Genomic DNA, 16154 nt, shown 5'->3' with positions numbered 1-16154 from the left:
AAATGGAAACTATTACTAAGGATATAAGATTAGCTACATCAAAAGATACTTCCTTATTAGCTTTACTTGGTCGAATTACATTTAGAGAATCACATGGAGGTTATATTGAGGATAAAACAAATTTAGATGCTTATTTAGATCGAGCATTTTCATTTGAAACTACAGCCAAAGAATTAAGTGATGATAACAACATTTACTTTATTATCTACAAGAATAATTTTCCAGTTGGTTATGCTAAGTTAGTTAAAAACGCTACTTCTGAATTTATTTACAATCATAATATCTGTCGATTAGAAAGAATTTATGTTCTGGAAGAATTTATTTCACAAAAGTTCGGAATAGACTTATTAAATAAAACAGTAGATAAAGCTAAAGAACTTGATTTCGATATAATCTGGTTATCTGTTTACATTAAGAATATAAAAGCAATTAAATTCTATCAAAAAAATAATTTTGAGACAGTTGGAAGTATTTCATTTCAAATTGGTAAAAAAGGATATGAAAATCCAATTCTAGCTAAAAAATTATAACATGAAAAAGCACAACTATAAAGCGCAAATTACTTGGACAGGCAATGAAGGTTCAGGAACCTCAAAATATAACGAATACAATAGAAATCATCATATTGAAATTGTTGAAAAGTATGATGCTATAAAAGGATCGAGTGATCCTTCATTCTTAGGAGATAAAACAAGATATAATCCGGAAGATCTTTTCATTTCTTCCTTATCTTCTTGTCATATGCTTTGGTATTTGCATTTATGTTCTGTAAATGGGATCATCGTAACGAAATATATTGATAATGTAATCGGAATAATGGAAGAAGCAAAAGATGGAAGCGGAAAATGCACAAACGTTACTTTAAATCCAATAGTTACTATTACGGAAGCCTCTAAAATAGATTTGGCAAATGAATTACATAAAGAGGCCAATAAAATGTGTTTTATAGCGAACTCATGTAATTTCAAAATTGAACATAATCCGATAACAATTTCAAATTAAAAAAATGGTAGAATTCGAAAAAACAAAACTAAACAGAGTTAAGAGAGGTGCAAAAAGAGCTATTTATGATGAAAAAAAAATAAACGAAATTCTTGATGCGGGATTTATAGCTCAAGTTGGTTACATTTACGATGGTTATCCCATAAGTATTCCTATGGCTTACGCGAGAAAAGATGATAAAATTTATTTACATGGATCAACCGCAAACAGAATGCTTAAGGCTATTTTAGAATCTAGTAAAACATCTATTAATGTGATGCATTTAGATGGATTAGTGGTTGCTCGTTCCGGACTACATCACTCAGTTAATTATCGTTCTGTTACATTGTTTGGTGATTTAAAAGAAATAAAAAACAATAGTAACAAAACTAGCATTTTGAAAAACATTGTTAATCAGATGATTTCAAATCATTGGGATACACTGCGTCCAATGCATCAAAAAGAACTGGACAGAACAATGGTTGTCGAGTTCACAATTACCTCAGCTTCTGCCAAAATTAGAGCTGAAGGCGTAAATGATGAACCAGAGGATTATAAATTACCACATTGGGCAGGAATTATTCCTGTAAAACAAAAGTTAGAACAACCTATTCCAGATAAAGGTTATCCTTTAACTATAGATGTTCCTGAACATATTCAAGTTCATTACAACAGATTTAAATAAATCTTTCACATAAATAAAACAAAAAAGACGACTCTAAAATAGATGTCGTCTTTTTGATCATTAGGGGAGTTATTAACTCAAATTATTTACTGTGGCAAATGTATTTTATTGACTGTTTTCTAATGTAAATAAATTGTTACTTAATTACTACAAATAACATTTATAAACATAGTATAATACTGGGCTAAACACAGTATAAAGAGATATAAAAAAGCACCTAGTTTATTAAAAACTAACTAAATAGATTTGTATAATAAATGAGTATCATAGCAATGATGACAAGTGCATAAACAATTATTCTAGAAAGTCCTTCTGCTAGCTCTCTTTTTTCTTCATTTATAAGCTTTGAAACAATAATACTTCTAACCGTAAATAAAGCTAAAACTACAATTGTAAAATAAGTTAATTTATCATTATTCCTTCTACGAAATTAAGTAGATTTACATTATGAAAAAATACGATGTTGTTATTCTTACAGAAAGAAGATATGTAAATCCAACCAAAATTGATAATTACATTTCAAATGTCTTATTAGAAGATGATTTAGTAAAAAAAGGTCTAGAGAAAGACGGCCTAAAGGTTATACGTTTATCTTGGGATGATTGCGATTTTGATTGGAGTTCTACAAAATATATTTTGTTTAGAACTACTTGGGATTACTTCGATCGTTTTGAAGAGTTTTCAACTTGGTTAGAAAAAGTGAGAAAATTGACTACTTTGATTAACTCTGAAGCTATTATTCGTTGGAATTTAGACAAACATTATTTACTCGATTTACAAAATGATGGAGTTCATATTTGTGAATCGTATTTTGTAGAAAAAGGAGAAAATACCAGTTTGGAAGAATCATCTGAAAAATACAATTTAACAAACTTTGTTTTAAAACCTTATATTTCTGGTGGCGGAAGACATACTTATAAAATCACACCAGAAAATCTTCAAGAACACGAAGCATTATTTAAAGAATTAATAACAAAGGAAGCTTATATCCTACAACCATTTCAATACAATATAGTAGAAAAAGGAGAAATTTCATTAATGATCATGAATGGTGAGTTTACTCATGCTGTTTTAAAAGTTGCTAAACCAGGTGACTTTAGAGTTCAAGACGATTTTGGAGGAACAGTACATGATTATAAACCAACAGATGAAGAAATTGCCTTTGCAGAAAAAGCTATAAATGCTTGTTTAGAAAAACCAATGTATGCAAGAGTTGATATTTTTACTGATAATAATAATAAATTAGCCATAGCAGAATTAGAATTAATCGAACCAGAACTTTGGTTTAGAAATTATCCTGAAGCTGCATCAAAACTTTCAAAAGGAATAAAACAATTAATCCTTAATTAAATTAAAAATATGAGAAAATTTTTCAAAATAATAGGAGTTCTAGTTGTATTACTAGTTATCACTTTTCTGGTAATCTTCTTTTCTAAAAATGAAGCTTTACCTACGGGAAATAAAGGTGAAAAAGCCGAAGAACTTGCACAAAAAATGCTAAGTGCGATCAATCATGAAGCATTTGAAAATGCAGAGTTGTTAGAATGGTCATTCAGAGGTACTAACTCTTACAAATGGTACAAACAACAAGGAAAAGTAGAGGTTTCTTGGAATGAAAATAAAGTTATATTAAACACCAATTTTCCAGAACAAAGTGAAGTTTATGTGAAGGGACAAAAGGTGACTAACAATGAATTGATCACAAAAGCTCAAGCCTATTTTAATAATGATAGTTTCTGGTTAATTGCTCCACATAAAATAATGGACAATGGAGTTGAAAGAAGTATTGTGAAAGTAAACAATAAAGATGCATTAATGGTAACATACACATCTGGTGGTACAACACCTGGAGATTCTTACTTATGGATGTTAAATGAGAACTACTTCCCTACTTCTTATAAAATGTGGACAAAAATTATTCCAATTGGTGGTGTTGAAGCAACTTGGAGTGACTGGAAAGATACTGAAGCTGGTTTTAAACTTCCTACAAGGCATACTGCAAACTTATTCGATTTATCAATTGATATGGGAAATCCAAAAGCTTCTACCCCAAAAGCAGATGCTTTGGCAAATAAAATTTTGAAGGCTATTAAACACGATGCCTATAAAACAACAGAAAATATTGAATGGAGTTTTGGAGGGAGAAGATCTTACAAATGGAACAAGAAAGATCATATTGTTGAGGTAAAATGGGATACCACGAAAGTTGTTTTGCATCCAAACAGTTTAGAAAAAAGTACAATTTATTTTAACGATAATTTGAGTGAAACTAAAAATGAAGATATTATTAAAAAAGCAGAAGCTTACTTCAATAATGATAGTTTTTGGTTAGTTGCGCCTCACAAACTTTTTGAACCAGGAATTCTACGTTCTGTGAAGGAAATTGATGGTCAGGAAGCCTTGTTAGTAAAATACACGACTGGAGGAACAACACCTGGAGACTCTTATTTATGGATATTAGATGAGAATTATGTTCCTAAAAGTTATAAAATGTATGTTCCAAGTATGAAAATGGAAGGAGTTCCATCCACTTGGGAAGGTTGGATTACTACAGAAAGCGGAACGTTACTTCCTAAAATACATCGATTTGGTAATAATGGTGAATTAAGTATGGGAGATGTAAAAGCCAACTAGTTTTAGAACTACATAACAAAAACATAAAGAAGCTCTTAATTTTTATTATGAGCTTTTTTAATGAGAACTATTTTAAGATATGAAATAAAAAAGTCAGGAGCACTGAAAGTATTTCAATACTCACCCAAATTATAATCGTTCCAAAAAGCCAGATTTTATAAAAATCAATAAATCTATTAATGTAAGAATACAGTTTACCCGCACCATATTTTAAAAACTCAGTAATTCTTTTCATAACTTCCGCAAAAATAAAAAATATGAATTTAGAAAAGTACATCATTTTTCCGAGGAAAGAAGGAATAGAGCTTGAAAAGATAATTCAAGAAATGGCAGATTTATACTACGATGTAGAATATACATCAGGCATTGAAATCTATGCTTCTAAAAAAGAAACTGATTTTTACATCATAAACTTCTCACAGATACCCGATTTTGAAAGATTTAAATATTTTGTAAACTATTTAGCCTGGGGAGAAAATCATGCGCTTCAAAATGAAGTATAAGGATACTGGACAATTAACGAAAATGACGAAGTCCCTTCCAAACATATTAACGAAAGAATCATGTTATTTGTTTCTGAATTAGACGAAGATGGAGATAATGTTTATGCTGCATTTGAAAACAATGCTCAAAATTTCAAATTAGGCTTTGCAGTTGGACATGAATATGAGCCTTTAAATATCAGAGATAAACAGTTTGTTGAAACTCTAATAAACCAGAATGATTTCAGTTTAATTAAAACTGTAAATCCAAACCCTGAATTAAAAAAGAAAGAATTAAATTCTGGATGTTCATTATTGTTTATTATTATTGCGTTTTTAAGCGGTTGCTTATATTTTTAAAAAACAAGTACTTTTACAAAATGCGTGTAGATATAATTACTGTTGAACCAGATTTAATTAAAAGTCCTTTTCAGAACTCGATGATGAAAAGAGCAATTGATAAAGGTTTAGCTGAGGTACACTTCCACAACTTAAGAGAATTCGGACAAGGAAATTATCGTCAAATAGATGATTATCAATTTGGTGGTGGTGCTGGAATGGTTTTAATGATAGAACCTATTGCAAATTGTATTGAAGGATTATTAGCTAAAAGAAGTTATGATGAAATTATCTACATGACACCAGATGCGCCAACTTTAAATCAAGCTACTGCAAACACTCTTTCTTTAAAAGAAAATATGATCATTCTTACCGGTCACTACAAAGGAGTTGATCAACGTGTGAGAGACAAATATATTACCAAAGAAATATCAATTGGAGACTATGTTTTAACGGGAGGTGAATTGGCTGCAGCAGTTTTATGCGATGCGGTAATTCGATTAATTCCTGGGGTTTTAGGTGATGAAACCTCCGCTTTAACAGACTCTTTTCAGGATAATCTTTTATCCCCACCTGTTTACACAAGACCTTCAGAATATGAAGGCATGAAAGTTCCTGATGTTTTGTTATCAGGAAATTTTCCAAAAATTGAAGAATGGCGCTCAGAACAAGCATATGAAAGAACCAGAAAAATTAGACCCGATCTTTTAGATGAATAGAATTATAAATCTTATTAGAAAGTATCCAGCTTTAAGTATTGTTTTAGGTTTTCAATTATTTCGCTTTATACTTTTACCTTTCATGGGATTAATGCCTCAGGATGCTTACTACCATTTTTATGGTGAAAACTTTTCTTGGTCTTACTTCGATCATCCTGGAATGATCGGTTATCTATTGCGAATTTTCACGCTTACATTCGGAAAAACTGTTTTCGTAGTAAAACTTGCAGATTTTATAATTACTTCATTAACATTACTAAGTTTTTATAAACTTGCCGAATGTTTCTTATCAAAGAATAAATTAAATCGGGCTGCGATATTGATAGCTTCAACATTCTTTATTTCTATTCTTTCATTTAATTCAACACCAGATGTTCCTCTATTGTTATTTTGGACTTTAAGTGTTCTTTTCCTTTATAGAGCTATTTTTGAAAATAAAAAAGCATCTTGGATTTATGCAGGTGTAACAATGGGATTAGCTTTTGATAGTAAATACACCGCTGTATTACTACCATTTGGATTAATTTTATTTTTAATTTTTTCCTCTGAAAAAAGAAAATTATTAGTTTCTCCCTGGCTATTTTTATCATTAATTATTGCTGCACTTGTAACATATCCTGTTTGGTATTGGAATTATGAAAACGAATTTGCCTCTTTCCTTTTTCAGTCTTCAGAAAGAGCTTCTAGTATGTCAGAATTAAACTTCAAACCCAAAAATTTCTTTGGAGCATTAGGTCACCAATTATTACTATTACTTCCAATATTATTCAGCGCATTTCTCATATTTACGCACAAATACATAAAACGATTTTTAACAAAGTTTAAGTTACCTGGTAGCAAGATTTTATTTCTGTTAGCATTTTTTATCCCTACATTTTTAGGTTTTTTGTCATTAACTCCAATTTACTGGGTAAAATTAAATTGGTTAATGCCCTCCTATATAACAGGAATTATTATTGCAAGTATCTTCATTTCTGATAAATGGGTGAATCGCCAAGTCATATTTTCAATTGTAATTCACTTAATTGTATGTGTTGAAATTTTATTTTACGTAATCCCTGTAAAAAGTGATGATACCTGGGTGGGATGGAGAGAATTAGCAAAAGAAATCGAACTAATACAAGAAGCTCATCCTAATACTTTTGTTTTTGCAGATGATGGTTATAAAACCACTTCAGCACTCAATTTTTTTATGGAAGATAAAATTTACGCAAGAAATATAATTGGTTTACACGCTTTGCATTATAATTATTTGGGAGATGATTTTAAAATCTTAAATGGTAAAAATGCAATTTTTGTAGATTCTGATAAACGTTTTAAAAACGACGATAAAAGAGGCCACATTTCCCCTCTAGTAAATCCTTATTTTGAAAGATGCACTGAACTTGAGCCAATAATTATTTCTAAAAACGGACGAAAAGTTAGAAAGTTTTGGGTTTATTTTTGCGAAAACTATAAAGCTAAACCTTAGACAGTTTATAAAGAAAAACATACTTAACCACTACTCCACTTCTTTCAATTGGTAATGTCCTAAGTAAATTGATTTTACTGTAACTATGTTCAAATAAGGTTTCTGGATTTTTAAAATTCCGACTATCTGTTATATATAAAACTTCATCACCTAACTCAGAATATGTTTGATTAATCCAATAATATTTATGAATTTCATTTAAATTACCAATACCATACACTTTCATATCATTTGGTCTCGCTATATAGTAATCTATATGTGCTGCAGGATACCATCGATTTGAGATTATTGGTAAATCTGAAACATATTCCTCTTTAAAAACTTGAGTAATTTTTTCTGATGCTTGTTCCCAACCATACATATCTAACAAAGCATCTTTTCTTCCCAGTTTTTCTTTTTGAACTGAATTCTCTTCTGGTAAAAATAATCCATTATTTATCACAAAAGTTGTCGTTATCATTAGTACAGAAAACACTACAATCCCAATACTTAATCTCTTTGTAATATTCTTCTTTCTTTCAGAAAGAAATGTCGCTATCAAAGGCAAGAATGTTAAATAACTCACTCCAGACCAATGTGGTAATGTATTTCTGGATATTGATAAATAAATAGTAGTTAAAATCAATGGAAACGAACAATAAAAAAAGAATGCTATGTAGTTTTTACTGAAATGAAACTTTTTCTTCCAAATAGCAATTAACAATAAAACTAATGTGATAACGATATATGGATTGTTATAAATAAATTGTCCAAGTATTTCTCGAATAAATGAATTCTTATTGAATTGTGAACTAAAAAACGAAACACGATTACCATGAAACTTGTAACTAACAAAGTCGTTTGTATAATTCCAATAAAAAACTAAAGCAATTGCTGTCAAAGGAAAAATGAATCCTAAATAAAAGAATGCATTTTTTAGCCACTTTCGATTACTAAATAAAACATAAATACAAACCCCAAACAATACATAAACGCCTTGATATTTCGAATAAATTGCAAGTCCAGAAAACAAAAAACCTAATAATAACTTGACATGGTACTTTTTTTCAGGTGTATTCGGAATTGTTTGTATGAAAAAGTAATAACTTAACAACCAAAAAAGTACTAAAGGTGAATCTGGTAAAATTAAAATTCCCGAGATAATAAATCCATAAATACTTATACAATAAAGTAAACAAGCAATAAATCCTGTTCGAGAATCTTTAAGATAAGAACCAATTAAGAAAACGACATACATACTTAGTCCAGAAGGAATGATGGCTGCTAACCGAATTGCCAATTCAGAATCAAAATAAAGGTTTCCTGTAAAAAATTGGATAAAAAAACCTACCATTGGTGGATGATCAAAGTGACTGACATCTGGATATTTAGCGTATAACCAATAATATACTTCATCATTTCCAAACTCTAATACTCCCGCTAAAAATAATCGCAACAGAACACTAATAAGTATTAAGACTAATACTTTTTGTTTATAAGAAATATTCATTAATGAACTCGTTTTCTTTCAGGGAAGAATAAACTCATGCTTATAAAAGCAATGACAATTCCTAAAATTGATCCGACGAAAATATCAAGAAGAAAATGCTGAGATAAATACACTCGAGACAATCCAGCAATCATTGCTAGGGTTATCCAAAGATATTGTGAAACACATCTTCGGAAGTAAATACATAAAATTGTAAAAATTACAAATGCCGTCATGGTATGTCCTGACGGAAAAGAATTCCAAAAAGCCATTTTTACTCCATCTATAATATGTAAATTTTCTACTCCTAAGAACTCCGCTGGCCTAGGGATTCCTTTAAACATGATTTTCTTAAAAAAATGAGTTACCAGTAATGTTAATATTCCTCCTATTCCAAATACTAAAGACATTCTTTTATTGATGAAAAAGAAAATTACAACCAAAACTCCAAACATCGCTCCATCTCCCAAATGTGTCGAATATTTAAAAAACCAATCAAAGAAACCTGTGTGATATTTATTTAGTGTTAAGTGTAAATCAGATTTATTATAAATACTAACGAGTAAAAGAGACAAAATAAAAAAGAGTAAATAGGTCATAAAAACTTCCAATCGTATCACTTTAATATGTGAATTAATTGTTCTAAATATCTTTTCTAACCAAAGTTGTAAAGGTTTTTGCGTAGTTTTTATAACGTTATCCATCGATAGTTTTGTTTAGCATTGAAATATATTTTCAACATATATCCTTAGCCTTAACTAGGTTTTAAGGAATCTTTATCGATGATTACAGTTATTAACTATTAATCAATAATTTAGTAAACTGTTTTTCTGAATTATTTACATAAATTTAATTGAATATTTTATTTTCCATTTTAGAAAAACATACTATATTTGCACACGCAAAATCAACCTCTGACGAAAATCGTGAATGTTGCTTTGTAAAATCTCAAAGATTTTTGAAATAATGGATTTAATTAAATTTGTTCAAGACGAATTCGTAACAAAAAACGATTTACCAGAATTCGCAGCAGGAGATACAATTACTGTATACTACGAAATTAAAGAAGGAAACAAGACTCGTACACAGTTTTTTAGAGGAGTTGTAATTCAAAAAAGAGGTAACGGATCTTCTGAAACTTTTACTATTAGAAAGATGTCAGGTACTGTTGGTGTAGAGCGTATCTTCCCTATCAACTTACCATCAATTCAAAAAATTGAAATAAACAAAAAAGGTAAAGTACGTAGAGCTAGAATTTTCTACTTTAGAGGACTTACAGGTAAGAAAGCAAGAATCAAAGAAAGAAGAAATTAATTCTTTGTACAGAATATGTAAAAACGATGTTAAATTAACATCGTTTTTTTTTGCTCTGAAAAAATTCAAAAATCTTCAATAAATCACATATTTTAATAAAAATTTAATATTTAATAAACCATTTGTAATACGTAAATTTGCACCACTTCAAACAAAATAACTAGTTAATATATGAGTACAACTGCAAAAATTATGTACACAAAAACAGATGAGGCTCCAGCGTTAGCTACTCGTTCGTTTTTGCCGATCGTAAAAGCATATACAAAATCATCTAACATAGAAATTGTAACTAAAGATATTTCATTAGCTGGAAGAATTCTGGCAAACTTTTCTGATTATTTAACCGAAGATCAAAAAGTTGAAGATGCATTAGCCTTTTTAGGTGATTTAGCTACAAAACCTGAGGCAAACATTATTAAACTTCCAAATATTAGTGCTTCTGTTCCTCAGTTAAAAGCAGCTGTAAAAGAATTGCAAGCTTTAGGTTACAATATTCCCGATTATCCAGAAGAACCAGAAACAGATGAAGATAAAGCAGTTTTAGCTCTATATAATAAGGTTAAAGGTTCTGCAGTAAATCCTGTTTTACGTGAAGGAAATTCAGATCGTCGTGCTCCTAAAGCCGTAAAAAATTACGCAAAAAAGAATCCTCATTCAATGGGAAGTTGGAGTTCTGACTCTAAAACTCACGTCGCTACCATGAGTGAAGGAGATTTTGCTCATAATGAAAAATCTGTTACCGTCCCAAGTGCAACTCACATAAAAATCGTTCATACTAATACGAACGGAAGCGAAACAGTTTTAAAGGCCAATATAAAATTATTAGCAGAAGAAATCATTGATGCTTCTGTCATGAACAAAAAAGCATTATTAAAGTTCTTAGACGAACAAATTAAAGATGCTAAAGATAAAGGCATATTGTTTTCATTACATATGAAAGCCACTATGATGAAAGTATCTGATCCAATTATTTTTGGTCATGCCGTTCGTGTTTTCTTCAAAGAATTGTTTGATAAGCATAGCGCTACGTTCCAAGAAATTGGAGTTGATGTTAATGATGGTTTTGGAAATTTATTAAGCAATTTGGAAGAACTTTCTGCTGAAAAGAAAGCTGAAATTTTAGCTGATATAGCTACCGTTTACGCAAATAATCCTGATCTAGCAATGGTGAATTCAGATAAAGGGATTACAAACTTACACGTGCCATCGGATATTATTATTGATGCATCTGTTCCTGCAATGATTCGTACATCAGGACAAATGTGGAACAAAGAAGGAAAACTACAAGATACGAAAGTTACGATTCCAGATAGTTCTTATGCTTCTTTATACCAAGCTACTATTGAATTTTGTAAAAAGAATGGTGCCTTTGATCCTACAAAGATGGGAACTGTTCCTAACGTAGGTTTAATGGCTAAGAAAGCTGAAGAATATGGATCTCATGATAAAACGTTCGAAATTACAGCAGCTGGTAAAGTTTCTGTAATTGATAGTGAAGGAAATACTTTAATTGAACATTTTGTTGAACAAGGAGATATTTGGAGGATGTGTCAAACAAAAGATGCTCCTGTTCGTGATTGGGTTAAATTAGCAGTGACTAGAGCGAGAGCAATGCAAGTTCCGGCGGTTTTCTGGTTAGATAAAAACAGAGCACACGACGCTGAATTAATTAAAAAGGTAAATGATTATTTGTCAAATCAGGATACTGATAATTTAGAGATTTTAATTAAATCTGTTTCTGAAGCCACAGAATATACATTGGAAAGAGTTAAAGCTGGTCAAGATACAATATCTGTTACAGGAAACGTATTACGTGATTATTTAACTGATCTATTCCCTATTTTAGAGTTGGGAACTTCAGCTAAAATGTTATCAATCGTTCCTTTAATGAACGGTGGTGGTTTATTTGAAACTGGTGCTGGTGGATCTGCTCCAAAACACGTTCAACAATTCATTGAAGAAAACCACTTACGCTGGGATTCATTAGGAGAGTTTTTAGCTTTAGCTGTTTCATTGGAACACTTAGGCGATACAACTAAGAATGATAAAGCCTTAGTTTTAGCTGAAACTTTAGATAATGCAATTGAAAATTTATTAGATAATAAAAAATCTCCTTCTAGAAAGGCCGGAGAGTTAGACAACAGAGGAAGTCACTTTTATTTAGCAATGTATTGGGCAAAAGAATTATCTAATCAAAATAAAAATATTGAATTAAAAAATCAATTTTCTTCAGTAGCCAAATCAATGGAAACTTATGAAGAAAAAATTGTTAATGAATTAAATAAAATTCAAAGAAAAGCAATTGAAATTGGTGGATATTACCTTCCTAATGATAAATTAGCTGACAACTTTATGAGACCAAATGATACTTTAAATGCTATTTTAGCAGAGGTTTAAAATATCATTTTAAACAACAATGGAAGCTGGTAAAATTTACCAGCTTTTTTATTTCAGTTTATTTTGACATGTTTGGAGTTTCCTATTTAAATAATAGTTCAAAACGCGCATTTCAAAGTGCATTAATTATTTTTAGTAAACAAAAAAATTATATCATCTTCACAACTAACATATGGTAACAATAATAACTTAACACAACTTAACACTAAACTGTTAGCAGAACACTCTGATTTTTTTTCACTCTTTCTAACCTAAGAGTAACACTCTTAAACATGTTCATAAAAATTTCTTTTACTTTTTCAACATCTAAATCATATCTAACTTCAAAAGACATATTTACCATGATAGAATCAATAGATGTTAGATTAGCGATTTTATTAAAATTTATAATTTAACTTTCTTTAATTGAATCAATTTTGAATAATTTAAAATTATACTTCTAACTCAAAAATCTCTCTTGTATAAACAAAAGTAGGATTTGTCTTTATCAAATCCTTCCCTGCAAATATCCAAAAGTTGACAACATCACTACTAATCCCTTATATCCTTTTAATTCATTAAAAATATTTATTTCTTGCAAATACAAGAGCTTAAAGAATCACATCTAAAGGAGAATCAGAAACTCCTGTAAAACCAGCAATTGTAATTAACAAAAAATCTTTAAACAAAACTTATTACTGTTGATACTCCTCTTGTAATCATTTCAACAAGACATAAACAATAAATAAACTAGCAAGAGCTCCCAATAATTTAATTCTAAAATCTACAAAACCGGGATCTATATAATCATAAAAAAATGATAATAAACAAATTAAATTATAAGTTACTTTGGTTATTTTTGGTTTAACTCTATGATACTAAAATGTAGATTTTTCAATTAATAAACCATAAATAATTGTAACTTTGAGGCATGGATTTTATCAAAACCACAGAACAGGACTCAAATTATAATAATCTCGAAAAAATGTCAATTAATCAATTGTTAATTAACATAAATCGAGAAGATCAAACGGTTCCTCTCGCTGTAGAAAAGGCAATTCCACAAATAGAAAAACTTGTTTATATAATAGTTCAAAAGCTTAAAAATGGTGGTAGATTATTTTACATGGGTGCTGGAACTAGTGGTAGATTAGGTATTGTTGACGCTTCAGAATGTCCTCCTACTTTTGGAGTTTCACATGATGTTGTGATTGGATTGATTGCTGGTGGAGATAAAGCAATTCGAAAAGCCATAGAATTTGCTGAAGATTCTGAAGATCAGGGTTGGAAAGATTTACAAGCTTATGATATAAATAAAAAAGATATAGTAATTGGGATTGCAGCATCAGGAACAACACCTTACGTAATTAATGCCTTAAGAAAATGTAATGAAAACAACATTATTACAGGATGTATAACCTGCAACGCAAAAAGTCCACTAGAACTTACAGCTAAATTCCCTATTTCTGTGGTAGTCGGACCAGAATTTGTTACTGGAAGCTCTAGAATGAAAGCTGGAACAGCCCAAAAATTAGTCCTAAATATGATTTCAACGGCTGCAATGATTCAACTAGGTAAAATTAAAGGAAACAAAATGATAGATATGCAACTATCAAATAATAAATTGGTAGAGCGTGGTGAAAAAATGTTGGTTTCTGAATTAAATTTAGATCAAGCAACTGCAAAAGTTTTACTAAAAAAATACGGAAGTGTAAGAGACGTAATTAAAAACTTCGCAAATGAGTGAAAAAGCCTACGATAAACCAATTAAAAATTTTCTAATTCTATTATTATTATTAATGGTTTCTCCGTTATTGTTAAGTCTATCTTTTAGAATGCTTAGAACTTTTAAAGAAATGCCGAAAATTTTAATTGCTTACATTGTTTTAGGAATTTCAATATTTCTAGTTTTATTTACGGTCTATTTTGGTTTTAAATCCTTTAAAACTTTATTAAATTATTTATTTGAAAAATAAATTTTGTCTACGAAAATTAACATAGAAAAATATCTAAAATGGGAATATTGGCCAACATCAATGTTCTATATTCCAAATTTACCTTATGCTTTTTATTTAGCTTTTAAAGCAAAGCATGCAACTTTCTTCAGTGCAGCAAATCCAGCAATTAAGAGCTCTGGTAATGGAACTGAAAGTAAATATGAAACCATTCAATTAGTTCCAGAGAAATTTAGACCTAAATCAATTTTAGTTAAAGCAAACTCTGATATTTCGGATATCATAAAAAGAATTAAGGAGGCGAAAATTGAATTTCCATTTATAGTGAAACCCGATATTGGGTTTCGAGGATTATTAGTTAAAAAAATTGATTCTAACGAGGCTCTAAAAAAATACGTTATTTCATACCCCATTGACATTATCATTCAAGAATTCTTGGATTATGAGAATGAATGCGGTGTTTTTTATCATAGAAATCCAAATGAAAATGAAGGTAGAATAAGTTCAGTAACATTGAAAAAATTTTTATTTGTTATCGGAGATGGTAAAACTCCATTGAAGGAATTGATCTTAAATGATAATCGAGCCAAACTATATTTCGATTTATTTAAATCCATTCACAAAGAGAAGTTAGATGAAATACCTGAAAAACATAAAAAAGTGAAACTTAGTATCATTGGAAATCACTCTAAAGGAACACAGTTCATTAATGGAAATCATCTAATTTCAAAAAAATTAACAAAAACATTTAATGAACTAAGTCATGCTATCGACGGTTGGTATTATGGTAGAGTCGATCTAAAATATAACAACTTTAGCGATCTTGAAAATGGTATAAACTATAAAATTTTAGAAATAAATGGAATTATCGCAGAACCTACTCATATATACGATACAGAAAATTTTACTTATCTTCATGCCCTGAAAGAAATTAGGAGTCATTGGAAATCGTTGTTTCAAATTTCCACCCTAAACCATAAAACAAGAAATATCCCCTACAAAAGTGTTATAAATTTTGTTAACGAAATGTTAGAATTAAGAAATTACATTTCGTCGATAAAAAGACTTCAATGAAAGAAGTTATTTCACCTTTAATCTAATGTTAAATGATTATATTGAGATTTTGTGATTATTTTTTACGTATGTGTCCTTGTAATAACGTATTAATTACTTATAATAGTAAAATTTCCCCGTTTATGAAGAAAATTATTACCCTACTCATCTTTTTTATCGGATTCTTGGGATATTCTCAGGTAAAAGTTGGAGATAATCCAAACGTAATTGATGTTAGTTCTCTTTTAGAACTAGAAAGTAGCGATAAAGCTTTCGTTCTAACACGAGTTACTACAACTCAGATGAATAGTATGACTCCTCTTGAAGGAGCTATCGTCTACAATACTGAAATACGTTGTGTTTATCAATATGACGGAACGTCTTGGATAAGTCTTTGTGAAACTGGAGGAAATCGAGAATTAGGATTCGACCCAAACACAAATATTTTAACGATATCAGATGGGAATTCTGTTGATTTATCTCCTTTAATAGATGATAATGATGCGGATCCAAGAAATGAAGTTAACTTATCTTTCCGAGTAGTTGGTGGGAATTTAGAAATTACAGATGCAAATGGTACCCTATCGGTTGCTATTTCGGACATAGCAGCACAAGGAGCAACTGGACCAACAGGACCACAAGGTATTCAAGGTGTACCAGGTAATAATGGTACTGAC

Annotated in this window: 16 protein-coding genes and 1 pseudogene; 15 read left to right on the top strand and 2 right to left on the bottom strand. The window is 30.0% G+C overall.

Features of this window, described 5'->3' with window-relative positions; genetic code table 11:
- The first annotated feature begins 2 nt into the window (after window positions 1-2).
- The 9 genes from BTO06_RS05385 (at window position 3) to BTO06_RS05340 (ending at window position 7311) form a co-directional block, all read left to right on the top strand.
- A complete protein-coding gene (locus BTO06_RS05385; RefSeq protein WP_100924314.1) occupies window positions 3-530 on the top strand; it encodes a GNAT family N-acetyltransferase in 528 nt (175 codons plus the stop codon).
- A gap of 1 nt (window position 531) precedes the next feature.
- Window positions 532-1002 (top strand): OsmC family protein, encoded by a 471-nt coding sequence (locus BTO06_RS05380; RefSeq protein ID WP_100924313.1) that lies wholly within the window; start codon window positions 532-534, stop codon window positions 1000-1002.
- 4 nt (window positions 1003-1006) lie between these two features.
- Window positions 1007-1666 carry a pyridoxamine 5'-phosphate oxidase family protein gene (locus BTO06_RS05375; RefSeq protein WP_100924312.1) on the top strand — a complete coding sequence of 220 codons (660 nt, stop codon included), beginning with the start codon at window positions 1007-1009 and terminating at the stop codon, window positions 1664-1666.
- Window positions 1667-2113: 447 nt separating this feature from the next.
- The gene (locus BTO06_RS05370; RefSeq protein WP_100924311.1) at window positions 2114-3016 is read left to right on the top strand and encodes an ATP-grasp domain-containing protein; all 903 of its coding nucleotides are present in this window, start codon (window positions 2114-2116) and stop codon (window positions 3014-3016) included.
- A gap of 9 nt (window positions 3017-3025) precedes the next feature.
- Window positions 3026-4300, top strand: coding sequence for a hypothetical protein (locus tag BTO06_RS05365; protein ID WP_100924310.1), 1275 nt, complete (start codon window positions 3026-3028; stop codon window positions 4298-4300).
- Window positions 4301-4557: 257 nt separating this feature from the next.
- A complete protein-coding gene (locus BTO06_RS05355; protein WP_100924308.1) occupies window positions 4558-4803 on the top strand; it encodes a hypothetical protein in 246 nt (81 codons plus the stop codon).
- 60 nt (window positions 4804-4863) lie between these two features.
- Window positions 4864-5142: a hypothetical protein gene (locus tag BTO06_RS05350; RefSeq protein WP_100924307.1), complete on the top strand. Its 279-nt coding sequence runs from the start codon at window positions 4864-4866 to the stop codon at window positions 5140-5142.
- 20 nt (window positions 5143-5162) lie between these two features.
- Window positions 5163-5840, top strand: coding sequence for a tRNA (guanosine(37)-N1)-methyltransferase TrmD (trmD, locus tag BTO06_RS05345; protein WP_100926717.1), 678 nt, complete (start codon window positions 5163-5165; stop codon window positions 5838-5840).
- Window positions 5833-7311, top strand: a complete 1479-nt coding sequence (locus BTO06_RS05340) for a glycosyltransferase family 39 protein (RefSeq protein WP_100924306.1) — start codon at window positions 5833-5835, stop codon at window positions 7309-7311. Before trmD ends, BTO06_RS05340 begins: the two co-directional genes overlap by 8 nt.
- Here the strand turns inward: BTO06_RS05340 and BTO06_RS05335 are convergent.
- Together BTO06_RS05335 and BTO06_RS05330 are read right to left on the bottom strand one after the other, a co-directional pair.
- Entirely contained in the window at window positions 7301-8800 is a 1500-nt protein-coding gene (locus tag BTO06_RS05335; protein WP_100924305.1) for a glycosyltransferase family 39 protein, read from the bottom strand. The genes BTO06_RS05340 and BTO06_RS05335 overlap by 11 nt on opposite strands.
- On the bottom strand, window positions 8800-9483 hold the full coding sequence (locus tag BTO06_RS05330) for a phosphatase PAP2 family protein (RefSeq protein ID WP_100924304.1): 684 nt from the start codon (window positions 9481-9483) through the stop codon (window positions 8800-8802). The genes BTO06_RS05335 and BTO06_RS05330 overlap by 1 nt, the downstream gene beginning before the upstream one ends.
- 259 nt (window positions 9484-9742) lie before the next feature.
- On the opposite strand from BTO06_RS05330, the gene rplS reads away from it, so the two are divergent.
- The 6 genes and pseudogenes from rplS to BTO06_RS18660 form a co-directional block, all read left to right on the top strand.
- Window positions 9743-10093 (top strand): 50S ribosomal protein L19, encoded by a 351-nt coding sequence (gene rplS / locus BTO06_RS05325; protein WP_100926716.1) that lies wholly within the window; start codon window positions 9743-9745, stop codon window positions 10091-10093.
- A 171-nt stretch (window positions 10094-10264) separates the two neighbouring features.
- Complete coding sequence (locus BTO06_RS05320; protein ID WP_100924303.1) at window positions 10265-12490, top strand: NADP-dependent isocitrate dehydrogenase; 2226 nt, start codon at window positions 10265-10267, stop codon at window positions 12488-12490.
- Between the two features lie 910 nt (window positions 12491-13400).
- A complete protein-coding gene (gene murQ / locus BTO06_RS05315; RefSeq protein WP_100924302.1) occupies window positions 13401-14216 on the top strand; it encodes an N-acetylmuramic acid 6-phosphate etherase in 816 nt (271 codons plus the stop codon).
- Window positions 14209-14445: a DUF6095 family protein gene (locus tag BTO06_RS05310; RefSeq protein ID WP_100924301.1), complete on the top strand. Its 237-nt coding sequence runs from the start codon at window positions 14209-14211 to the stop codon at window positions 14443-14445. Before murQ ends, BTO06_RS05310 begins: the two co-directional genes overlap by 8 nt.
- A gap of 3 nt (window positions 14446-14448) precedes the next feature.
- On the top strand, window positions 14449-15498 hold the full coding sequence (locus BTO06_RS05305) for a D-alanine--D-alanine ligase (protein ID WP_100924300.1): 1050 nt from the start codon (window positions 14449-14451) through the stop codon (window positions 15496-15498).
- A gap of 122 nt (window positions 15499-15620) precedes the next feature.
- Window positions 15621-16154: pseudogene (locus tag BTO06_RS18660) on the top strand (hypothetical protein); the annotation flags it as partial.

This window comes from Tenacibaculum sp. SZ-18, from assembly GCF_002813915.1.
GTDB lineage: Bacteria > Bacteroidota > Bacteroidia > Flavobacteriales > Flavobacteriaceae > Polaribacter.
This window is presented reverse-complemented; position numbering and strand designations above follow the sequence as displayed.

Excerpts from the sequence above, each read along its gene's own strand:
- BTO06_RS05375 (WP_100924312.1), top strand. The coding sequence starts at position 1,007 with ATGGTAGAATTCGAAAAAACAAAACTAAACAGAGTTAAGAGAGGTGCA.
- BTO06_RS05380 (WP_100924313.1), top strand. The coding sequence starts at position 532 with ATGAAAAAGCACAACTATAAAGCGCAAATTACTTGGACAGGCAATGAA.
- BTO06_RS05365 (WP_100924310.1), top strand. The coding sequence starts at position 3,026 with ATGAGAAAATTTTTCAAAATAATAGGAGTTCTAGTTGTATTACTAGTT.
- BTO06_RS05320 (WP_100924303.1), top strand. The coding sequence starts at position 10,265 with ATGAGTACAACTGCAAAAATTATGTACACAAAAACAGATGAGGCTCCA.
- BTO06_RS05355 (WP_100924308.1), top strand. The coding sequence starts at position 4,558 with ATGAATTTAGAAAAGTACATCATTTTTCCGAGGAAAGAAGGAATAGAG.
- BTO06_RS05350 (WP_100924307.1), top strand. The coding sequence starts at position 4,864 with ATGTTATTTGTTTCTGAATTAGACGAAGATGGAGATAATGTTTATGCT.
- murQ (WP_100924302.1), top strand. The coding sequence starts at position 13,401 with ATGGATTTTATCAAAACCACAGAACAGGACTCAAATTATAATAATCTC.
- trmD (WP_100926717.1), top strand. The coding sequence starts at position 5,163 with ATGCGTGTAGATATAATTACTGTTGAACCAGATTTAATTAAAAGTCCT.
- BTO06_RS05310 (WP_100924301.1), top strand. The coding sequence starts at position 14,209 with ATGAGTGAAAAAGCCTACGATAAACCAATTAAAAATTTTCTAATTCTA.
- BTO06_RS05385 (WP_100924314.1), top strand. The coding sequence starts at position 3 with ATGGAAACTATTACTAAGGATATAAGATTAGCTACATCAAAAGATACT.
- BTO06_RS05340 (WP_100924306.1), top strand. The coding sequence starts at position 5,833 with ATGAATAGAATTATAAATCTTATTAGAAAGTATCCAGCTTTAAGTATT.
- BTO06_RS05330 (WP_100924304.1), bottom strand. The coding sequence starts at position 9,483 with ATGGATAACGTTATAAAAACTACGCAAAAACCTTTACAACTTTGGTTA.
- BTO06_RS05370 (WP_100924311.1), top strand. The coding sequence starts at position 2,114 with ATGAAAAAATACGATGTTGTTATTCTTACAGAAAGAAGATATGTAAAT.
- BTO06_RS05335 (WP_100924305.1), bottom strand. The coding sequence starts at position 8,800 with ATGAATATTTCTTATAAACAAAAAGTATTAGTCTTAATACTTATTAGT.